The organism is Desulfosarcina cetonica JCM 12296 (assembly GCF_001311845.1).
Lineage (GTDB): Bacteria > Desulfobacterota > Desulfobacteria > Desulfobacterales > Desulfosarcinaceae > Desulfosarcina > Desulfosarcina cetonica.
In genome coordinates this window covers 1-9,190 of record NZ_BBCC01000225.1, presented here as the reverse complement: position 1 = coordinate 9,190, position 9,190 = coordinate 1, and the positions used below count along the sequence as shown (strand labels likewise).

General features: G+C 63.8%; 9 protein-coding genes. All 9 read right to left on the bottom strand.

Annotated elements, in window-relative coordinates; genetic code table 11:
- Positions 1-46 precede the first annotated feature (46 nt).
- Positions 47-856 (bottom strand): efflux RND transporter permease subunit, encoded by an 810-nt coding sequence (locus JCM12296_RS29715; protein ID WP_054700597.1) that lies wholly within the window; start codon positions 854-856, stop codon positions 47-49.
- Positions 857-926: 70 nt separating this feature from the next.
- Entirely contained in the window at positions 927-1,658 is a 732-nt protein-coding gene (locus JCM12296_RS48385; protein WP_281492200.1) for an efflux RND transporter permease subunit, read from the bottom strand.
- Complete coding sequence (locus JCM12296_RS48380; RefSeq protein ID WP_054700592.1) at positions 1,546-2,643, bottom strand: efflux RND transporter permease subunit; 1,098 nt, start codon at positions 2,641-2,643, stop codon at positions 1,546-1,548. The genes JCM12296_RS48385 and JCM12296_RS48380 overlap by 113 nt, the downstream gene beginning before the upstream one ends.
- A gap of 10 nt (positions 2,644-2,653) precedes the next feature.
- On the bottom strand, positions 2,654-4,372 hold the full coding sequence (locus tag JCM12296_RS29700) for a heavy metal-binding domain-containing protein (RefSeq protein WP_054700589.1): 1,719 nt from the start codon (positions 4,370-4,372) through the stop codon (positions 2,654-2,656).
- Between the two features lie 171 nt (positions 4,373-4,543).
- Positions 4,544-4,930 (bottom strand): hypothetical protein, encoded by a 387-nt coding sequence (locus tag JCM12296_RS29695; protein ID WP_054700586.1) that lies wholly within the window; start codon positions 4,928-4,930, stop codon positions 4,544-4,546.
- A gap of 39 nt (positions 4,931-4,969) precedes the next feature.
- On the bottom strand, positions 4,970-6,592 hold the full coding sequence (locus tag JCM12296_RS29690) for a S8 family serine peptidase (RefSeq protein WP_054700582.1): 1,623 nt from the start codon (positions 6,590-6,592) through the stop codon (positions 4,970-4,972).
- Positions 6,589-6,789: a hypothetical protein gene (locus JCM12296_RS29685; RefSeq protein WP_054700579.1), complete on the bottom strand. Its 201-nt coding sequence runs from the start codon at positions 6,787-6,789 to the stop codon at positions 6,589-6,591. Before JCM12296_RS29685 ends, JCM12296_RS29690 begins: the two co-directional genes overlap by 4 nt.
- A 51-nt stretch (positions 6,790-6,840) precedes the next feature.
- Entirely contained in the window at positions 6,841-7,317 is a 477-nt protein-coding gene (locus JCM12296_RS29680) for a hypothetical protein (RefSeq protein WP_054700576.1), read from the bottom strand.
- A 104-nt stretch (positions 7,318-7,421) separates the two neighbouring features.
- On the bottom strand, positions 7,422-9,190 hold a 1,769-nt coding region (locus tag JCM12296_RS29675), incomplete at its 5' end, for an Ig-like domain-containing protein (RefSeq protein ID WP_157068012.1).

Genomic DNA, 9,190 nt, shown 5'->3' with positions numbered 1-9,190 from the left:
GGTGGTGCCGGGGAGGGCCGCTGCCGCGACAATCGCCGCCCACAGGTCATCCGGGGAATGGATGCCGGGCCAGGACGGCGACCCGGTTGATCGCCGGATCCAGGGCCGGCCGCCACAAGCGGAACGGCTGGCCATGGGGATCGGGGACGAGGCCACCGGTGTCGTCCCGCACAAAGCGTCCCCGTACGTGATACGGCCGCCCGTCTCCCGCCGGCAGGGCGTTGCCCGCCGCATCGCGGAAGAAATCCAGGGCATCGGGCTGGTATTCAAACCGCAGAATCGTGCCGTCCGGGCCGGTCAGGTATTCCTGGCGATAGTTGATCACCGTTTCGATCATGGAGATCGGTGCCGGATCCAGGGGGCTTTCGGCGCGGCCCAGCTTGCCGACCGCCAGGTCGACTTCCGGCAGGGCCTGGATGGCGCGGTCCTGGCGCTGCAGGATGTCCAGCACCTCGCCGATGGAGGCATGCGGCATGGTCACCGGCATGTAGAGGAAGGCCCCTTCGTCCAGGGACGGCATGAACTCGCTGCCCAGCCCGGGAAAGGCGGCATGCATCGCCATGGCCGGACGGGAGTTGCGCACAACGGCCGGCAGCCAGCCGAAAAGGGTGCCGAACCCTTGCCAGATCACCAGCCCGCATAGGACGATCAGGGCCGGAAATGCCAAAAAGGTCTTCTTGTGATCCAGGCACCACCCCAGAATCCGTTCGTAGCGGGCCTGGAAGAACAGCAGCGGACCGAGCACCAGACCGATGCCGAGGCCCACGCACATCAGGTTCGCCAGTATGCCGGACCCGGCCCCCAGCGGCCGCCAGTCACCGGCCAGGATCACCATCAACGCGGCAACCACCAACATTTGGGCGCCTTTTGCAGCCAGGGCTGCAAGGCCGGCGGTGCAAAGCGACGCAGGATGCCGGCGACACCGATCAGGCGACCACACCACCGATCCACCCGTCGACCGCAACCGCCAGCAGCACACCAAGCCCGACGAAGCCCTCGGGCACGAAGCGTTGCCAGCGGCCTTTCCCCGGCGCGTGCCCATAGACCCGGCCCGCCAGGGGCGGAATCAATGCCAGGGCCACCATCAGGGCCGCCATCAGGGCAAAGGTCTTGGTGAAGGCCAGGGGTTTGAAAAGCTTGCCCTCGGCGGCCTGCATGGCAAAGACCGGCAGGAAGCTCACCACGGTGGTGGCCACGGCGGTAAAAATCGACCCGCCCACCTCCCGCGCCGCCCGCGTGACAATTGCCAAGGGATTCGGCGACGGGCCGGCCATCTGGAAATGGCGGTGGATGTTCTCCGTCATGATGATGCCCATATCCACCATCGTCCCGATGGCGATGGCGATGCCCGACAGGGCGACCACGTTGGCATCCACGCCGAACCCGCGCATGGCCACGAAGGCGAGCAGCACGGCCAGGGGCAGCAGGCCGGAAATGAGCATGGCGCTGCCCAGGTGCGCCATCATCACCAGAATCACGATGGCGGTGATCAGCATCTCCCGGGAGAGTGCCGACCGCAGGGTTCCCAGGGTCTGCTGGATCAGTTCACTGCGGTCGTAAAAGGGAATAATCCGCACCTGGGCCAAGGTTCCGTCGGGTAGGGTCCGGCGCGGCAGGCCGATGGAAATCTGCTTGATCTTCGCCTTGACCCGGTTGATGACCGCCAACGGGTTCTCCCCGTAGCGCACGACCACCACGCCGCCCACGCTTCCTGGCCGTTCTTGTCCAGGGCGCCGCGACGCTGGCCGGGCCGAGGGTCACGTTGGCCACATGCCCCACCAGCACCGGCACGCCGTTTTCCATCTTGATGAACGAATTTTGGATATCTTCCAGCGTCTTGACGAATCCAAGGCCGCGGATCACATACTCCACCTTGTTGACTTCGATGGTCCGCGCGCCCACGTCCACGTTGGCCTTGCGGACCGCGTCGACCACCTCTTCCAGGCGGACGTTGCGGTAGCGCATGCGGTCCGGATCCACATCGATCTGATACTCCTGAACAAAACCGCCCACCGAGGCGACTTCGCTGACCCCCGGCACCCCGCGCAGGGCGTAGCGCACATACCAGTCCTGGATGGTCCGCAGCTCGTGCAGATCCCAGCCGCCAACCGTGTTGCCCTGGGTGTCCCGGCCTTCCAGGGTGTACCAGAAAACCTGTCCCAGGGCGGTCGCATCAGGCCCCAGGGTGGGTTTGACCCCTTCGGGCAGTTCCCCGGCCGGCAGGGTGTTGAGACGCTCCAGCACCCGGCTGCGCGACCAGTAGAAATCGGCCCCGTCATCGAAGATGAGATACACCAGCGAGAAGCCGAACATGGAGTAGCTGCGCAGGGTCTTGACGCCGGGGACGCCCAAGAGGGCCACGGACAGGGGGTAGGTCACCTGGTCCTCCACGTCCTGGGGCGAGCGGCCCGGCCATTCGGTGAAGACGATCTGCTGGTTTTCGCCGATATCGGGAATAGCATCCACCGGCACGGGGTCGCGCCAAAGCCAGTCGATCTTCCAGTCAAAGGGGGCCACCACCACACCCCAGCCCACCAGGATGAGGGTGATCAGGGCCACGATCATCCGGTTGTGCAGGCAGACGTCGATGATGCGGCGGAAGGGCGCGACCGATGCCGGGCGTTTTGGGGTGTCATCACGCATAGCGTCGGCCCTATTCTCCTGGGCCACCCATGGCGGCCGCCCGTGAGCGGCCATCCCGGATGGCATGTCGCAAGGCTTCAATCTGCCGGGTACGGCTGCCCCAGGTGTTGGCGGCCGTATCCGTTGCCATGGCCATCCCACCGGCAGTCCTATCGTCCATGGGCTGCATGGCCGCGGGCATTCCGCTGGCTGTCCGGTGCTGCATGACCTGCCCCGTGCCATGGTGGTGACCCATGGGCATGGCGCCATCACCGGCCGGCTGCATCATGCTGGCCTGGGCCAGGATCTGGACGGCGCTGTCGATCTTGAAGTTGCCGTTGACCACCACGGACTCCCCTTCGCGCAGCCCGTCCCGGACCACATAGTACCCCGTGGCTCGGGGCCCCAGGGAGATCTCACGACCTTCATAGGTGCCCGGCATGCCCGGCAGCGCCATGTAAACCACCGCCCGCGTGCCGGTGATGAGCGGCGCGCTCTCGGGGATCACCAGGGGGGGCGTTTCCCGCGACGCCGGTCCCTTATTGGAGTCCTCCCGGTAACCGGCTGACAGGTCGGCATGGATCGAGCCGCGCACGAGCATCGCCGGCTTGAGCTTGTCGCGATGATCGGTACACAGGACCCCAACTTTGAAGGTGCGGGTTTTTTCGTTGAAATAGGGATCCAGGTAGATGATCTTGCCGATAAAGGTTTCCCCGGGATAGGCATCCGAGCTGAATTCGGCCGCCTGCCCCAGGCGTATCCAGGGAAAATCGGATTCATAGGCATCGAATTGGGCCCAAATGTACTGGGGATCGGCAATGGTGAAAACCGCCTCCCCGGTATTCAGGTAGGAGCCCTTGAAGGCGTACTGCTCCAGGACGACGCCCCCCATGGGCGTGGTGACCGTCGAGATGCCACTGGGGGATCCGCGGGCGATGATCCGGTCGATATCGGTTTCGGCCAACCCCAAAAGGCGCATCTTGCGCCGGATCTGGGACACCTCGGCCATGACCGCCTGCGCTTCGTCCTTGCTGATCGCGCTGGCTTTGCCCGGTTTGGCCGGCTGCGCCGGTGACATCCAGGGCCGCACCCAGCGTTTGAATCGCTGGCCGCGAGTCGGCCTTGCATCGATCCGATACGGTAATCTCTCCAGGGCGGCGAACAATTCCTGCTCCAGGTAGTAAAGCTCGGAGGAGTGCAGATCGAAGAGTGCGTCACCGGCCCTGACCGTCTGCCCGGCCCGTTTGACGTAGATCTTGTCGATCACCCCCGGTGCGAAGGCCGTCACCTTGTACTCGCTGACCGGGTCATAGGCGATCCGGCCAAACAGCCGGATCTCGCGGGTGACCGGCATGCGCTTCACGGTGGCGACCTGAATGCCGGCGGCCCGGACCGCGTCCGGTGCCAGGTTCAGCCGGGAGGAGTGGTCCTCGTGAGCATGCGCCGTGGCGGCCGTCGGCACCAGGTCCATCCCGCAGACCGGGCATCGCCCGGGTTTTTCCATGGGCGGAACGCAGTTCATGGGACAGATGTAAACGGTCTTGTCCGTCGGCGTTTCAGCGGCCGGTGTGACGGCCGGCGCCGCCTTGCCTGAACCTGCGCCCGCTGCCGGATGCACGTGCCCTTGCATGGCCGTGGACGCGGAAGTAACGTCATGGTTCAGATTGTACCCGACACCGGCAGCCGCCAACATCACCGTCGCCAGCAGCAAAATACGCCCCAGGGACTTTTTTCTGATCGGTTTACTCATTGGGAACCGCCTTTCTGTTTTGACGGGTGGGCCCCGGTCGAGCCATCAGGGGGCCTCCTCTTACCCGAGCGACCGGCGCCGCATCATCCGCATGCCAGCGGGAGCGGACGGGGCTCCCCGTACCATGGACACGCCTTCACCGGGTCGCGCGCCTCGCTGCCATCCGCCCATTTACTTGCGGGCGTTGTGCATGATGCGTTTGTGTTCCCGGTCCAACCGGTATTCATAGACGTTCCAGCATTTTTCCTGGCACTCGAGATTGTCGCCGCAATCATCGGTGCAGGCGGTGTACTCCTTGGACAGCTTGTTCTGGATACCCGCCCACTCCGGTTTCTGTTTTTGCGGTACGGCACTGGTATCGAAGGCCCCGGCCTGCATGTCGGCATGGGCCGCTTGGGCGCCTGAAGCCATCTTCGATGCCTGGCTTTTCGGTCCGGCGGCATGCCCGTCCACCGGCGCCATGGCTACGACCAAGCCCAATGCCATGGTCAAAACGAAGAAGTTTATCAAAATCATCCACCGGTCATGCTGCCAAAGGGTTGCAGTGATATTTTTCATGGGTCGTTCTCCTTGTCTTGAATGCTCATCGGCTGATGATCATTTGTTCTTGCCCTTGCCCCCGCCGCCATTACCGCCACCGCTGCTGCCCGTGTCGACGGTCGTGGCCAGGGTGGTGTCACCCTCCACACCGCGGACGGTGACGCTTCCCGGATCGACGGCGAGATTGCCCACCGAGATCGACCAGACCGCCTTCTTGCGGCTCCAGCTCATCGGGCCATGGCCGGCCAGTTCCAGGGCCGCATCCTTGCCCAGATCGCTGGTGGCCGCCACGTTGAGCTGGCCGCTTGAGGCCGTGTAAACGGCACCGAGGATATCGATGGTCAGGTCGAAACCGTTGCAGTCCTGATCGATGGCGTCGTGTTTGACCTCGGGCGCACCGGGGTGGATCGACGGGTCATTATCGTTGCAATCCGGCACCGGTCCGCATTCAGCCTGGCTGAAATAGCCGTCACCGTCGGCATCGGTGCACACGGGAAGAGTTTGCTCCAGGACCTGGTAGCTTTGCATCAGGTCGATCAATCCGTAACCCGAATCGTTGTCCGGCCCGGCAGCGCCCAGATCCATGGCGGTCGTCTTAAGCGCCGCCTCCAGCGCGTCGACATGGGCCTGGGGAAACGCATCACGCAAAAGAATCATGGCCGCCGCCACCTGGGGCGCGGCAATCGACGTCCCGCTGACGTAGATGGACTCGCTGGGGAAAACGCCACCAAAGGTCAGGTCGGTGGTTTTCACGCCAACCCCCGGGGCGACCACCTCCGGATAGACGGTACCGTCACAAACCGATGGTCCGCGGCTGCTGCTGGCATGGACGGTGCCCGTGTCGTCGATCGCCCCCACGGCGAAACTCTCCGGGTAGTTGGCCGGGCTCTCGCTGGTCGACGGATAAGGGCCGCCATTGCCCGCGGCGAACACCACCGCAATATCGGCAGCCTTCAAAACCTGAATGTCCGGCTGAAATTCGGTAAAACAGGTGTTGGCCTGCTGCCCGTACCCCCAGGAATTGTTGACCACATCCGGCGCATCGTCGGTCGTGGCGTCGCCGTCCGGATCCAGCAGCCACTGGAACCCCAGATGGATCACGCTGTAGGCCGCCGCGCCGGCGTCATTGAACATTTTGACCGCGATCCACCGGGCTCCCGGCGCCACACCGATGGCCGTTCCGGTGGCATCACCGCCCACCATCACGCCCAGGGTCCGGGTGCCGTGGCCGTCGCCATCGTAGGGCGTGGCATGTTCGCCATTGGGATCGAACCAGCTGTTGGAACCACCCCGCCAGCGCGGTGCCAGATCATCGTGGTTGGCATCCACTCCGGTATCCATCAGCGCGACCACCCTGCCGCTTCCGGTATGCCCCAGGTTCCAGAGCTGCGGTGCGCCGATGGCATCAAGATTCCACTCGGGCGCTCCCGTGTAGGCACTCGAATAGGCCGCCGCATCCGATGTGAGGATTTGCCCATCCAGCCGGATGCTGTCGATGCCCGGCTGGGCGGCCAACGCCTCGATCACCGCCTTGCTGGCGGTCACGGCAAGGCCGTTGGTAATCCACAGCGGGGCAACCTGGATCGCCTTGCCCTTCAGGAAAGCCATGACACCCTTGCGGCTTTTGGCCGACTGGTCCTTGAGGGCGGTAATCAAAGCGCGCCGAAGCTGGCCTTTCACCTGTCCCCGGCTTTGCGCTGGAACGTCTTAAGATCGATGCGCTCACTGAATTGGACCAACACCTTCACGGTTTCTTCGGGTGCCAGGGTGTCCAGCAATTGCTGCAGTTCCGGGTCGACGACCTGGGCCTGGGATGTCACGGGTCCCGCCCCTGCCACCGCCAGCACGACAACGAAGATCCAAATTATTTTTTTCATCGCGATTTCCTCCTTGTCTCTCATACCGTGGTCGCCGCCATGATGGAACGATCACTCCACCACCAGGTTCTCGGCCCTGAAATCCCCGATGACGACTGTCACTTTGCTGCCCGTGTCGATCAATCCGCCCCGATTGCCGAAGAACATCCAGTAGATTTTGCCTTCCTGGGGTTGGTTTGAATTTCTCAGCGGGCCGAGCTTGGCCGTATTGGGCACGGCCAGCACCTTGCCGCTGGTCTGATCGATGAGGTAGGGTTTGGTCTGGCGGTCAAACAGGGCCATGGCTTTGTCCGCATCAAGGACGCGGTAGCGAAAGTCGACCATGTAGTTGTGCGCGGACATGTGGATGCCGGTGATGTCGATGCCCCACTTCTCGGACAGGGACGCCGGTATCCGGGCATGCGTGTTTTTTTTCGGCGCTGGTGCCACGGCACCGGCCAGGGTCGCTAGGGCAAGGGATGCCACCACGAAAATGGCCGCCAGGGTCAATTGTCTGATCCGTAAGGTTTTATGGGTTAGGTACGGCATGGGGATCTCCTCTCTGCTGGCAGGCTCACCGCCGATTGATGATATCTGCCGGGCCTGCGCCCTCCCCGCGGGAAGGACGCAAAATGCCGGGCGGGTGGTTCGGGTTACTTGGTCACGTTGACACTCACCGTGGCCAGGTTGGATGTCGCGCCGTCATTGTCGTTGACGGTGTAGGTAAAGGTATCGGTCCCCCGGAATCCGTTTTTCGGGGTAAAGGTGACGGTACCGTCACCGTTGCCGGACACACTGCCGCCGCGGGAGGTGATGGCGTAGGGCAGTACCACGCTGGTCGGGTCGATGGTTCCATCGGCATCGGTGTCATTGGCGACCACGTCGATGATAACGGCGGTGTTGCGCGGTGTTGTGGCGTTGTCGTTGACGGCCACCGGCGCAACGTTGGCCGCAGAGGCCACCACCGCGATCGTGACCGTGGCCGGCAGGCTGTCGAGCATGCCGTCATTGGCGACGTAATCGAAACTGACGCTGTCGCCGGCAGCAAGGGCCGTTGCGTCGAAGCTGAACGACCCGTCGGCGTTAAAGGTGAGCCCTGCGGGCGAAACGCCATAAATGGCCGCGGTCAACGGATTGCCGTCAATGTCGCTGTCGTTGCCCAGCACACCCGGCGCGGCCACGGTCAGGATCGAACCGGCCATGGCGTCGTAATTGTCGGCCACCGCCACGGGTGCGTCGTTCTGCCCGTTGACGGTGATGGTCACGGTCGCCACGTTACTGTCCGGTCCGCCGTCGTTGGCCACGTAGGTGAACTGGTCGATGCCGTTGAAATTCGCGTTGGGGCTATAGGAAAAAGAGCCGTCGGCCGCCAGTGAGAGCGATCCTGCGGAGGCATCCGTCACCAGGCTGGCCATCAGCGGATTCGGCCCCGTACCATCCGTGTCGTTGCCGAGCACGCCCGGCGCGATGACAGTCAAGGTCGTATCCTCGGCCACGGCGTAAGCATCGTTTGCCGCCACCGGTGCACTGGGATCCGCGCTGGCCTGGAGATGGACCAGCATCCCGCCGCCGGTGGCCGTCCCGTTGGTCAGCGCCAGGGAGCGGTCATAAAGCGGGTAAATGCCGGCGCTGCCGACGTTGAGCACGGCGTCGATGGTCTTGGCCGGCGGCAGCTCGAATCCGTACTGCTCGACGGGGAATGGATAAAGATTGCCATCCTCGTAGGAAAGGGTCATGTACAGCCCTCCGCCCAGGGTCGGCGTATGGGGTTTGAGACCGGCGTTGACGAAACGCAGGAGGATATCCTGGCTGACCGGGATGCTGATCGGCAGGCTGCCGGCGTTGTAGGTTTCTCCATTGATCAGAAAGTACTGGGGGGTGTAGTCGAAGGTGCTCGGATAAGCGGGGGTACCGTAGGTTCCACCGGCCACGGCGGCATGCAGGGCCGGATCGATTTCGCTGTAGACGAGGAGCTGCTCCATGGCCGTCGCCGGGTAGGATCCGCCGCTGACCACCAGGGCTCCGGAAAGCCCCATCTGCACCTGCACCTGGGGATGGGTACCGCTGTGATACAGGTAGGTTCCGGCCTTGATGCCCACCCAGGTGTAGCTGTCCACACCGCCGGGCGCGATCTCGGCGTCAAAGGAACGCACCCGGGACCGCCCCTGGGCATCGATGAAGCTGACCGGAGCAATGGCCTTGATCTGTCCGGGGATGAACACGGACACCGGTTCAGCCAGGCAGTTTTTGAGATTGATGGTAAAGGTATCCCCGTCGGCCGCATTCAAAACCGGACCGTTGGACCAGGCCACCGGCGTTGCCGGGCACGCATAACTCGCAGCCGAGGGACTCGCGTCCACGTAGGCCCACATGACGATCGGTGGTCCGCCGCCGGGTGGCGTCCACTGGGCCTCCACCGCGG